Source organism: Allobosea sp. GW822-FHT03F07 (genome assembly GCF_058801345.1).
The window spans coordinates 1-550 of sequence record NZ_JBXAND010000034.1 but is presented as its reverse complement, the minus strand read 5'-3'; the positions used below and the strand labels follow the sequence as shown (position 1 = coordinate 550).

Here is a 550-nt window from a genome sequence, read left to right as displayed (position 1 = left end):
CATTGGCGTCGACGATCGTGACCGGCGGCTCGGCCAGGATCGAGAGGCTCGGCACGACGATGTCGAACTTGTCGGCGCCGAACTCCTTCAGCGCGAGGAAGGCCTCGTTCTCCCAGGACAGGAAGACGTCGCCGATGCCGCGCTGGGTGAAGGTGGTGGTGGCGCCGCGCGCGCCGGTGTCGAGGACCGGGACGTTGGCGAGCAGCTTGCCGATATAGTCGCGGACCTTGGCCTCGTCCTTGTTGAAGGCCTTCTCGGCATAGGCCCAGGCGGCGAGGTAATTCCAGCGGGCGCCGCCCGAAGTCTTCGGGTTCGGCGTGATGATCTGAACGCCGGGCTTCACCAGATCGCCCCAATCCCTGATCGCCTTGGGATTGCCCTTGCGCACGAGGAAGACGATCGTCGAGGTGTAGGGCGAGGAGTTCTGCGGCAGGCGCGACTGCCAGTTCAGCGGCAGCTTCTTCGAGCGCTCGGCCACCGCATCGATGTCTCCGGCGAGCGCCAGCGTCAGCACGTCCGCGTTCAGGCCGTCGATGACGGTCCGCGCCTG

At 66.5% G+C, this 550-nt stretch carries 1 protein-coding gene; it reads right to left on the bottom strand.

The features are described from left to right. The coding region (locus tag AC1RMY_RS26530) for a sulfate ABC transporter substrate-binding protein (RefSeq protein ID WP_492869743.1) at nucleotides 1-550 on the bottom strand (550 nt) is incomplete at both ends.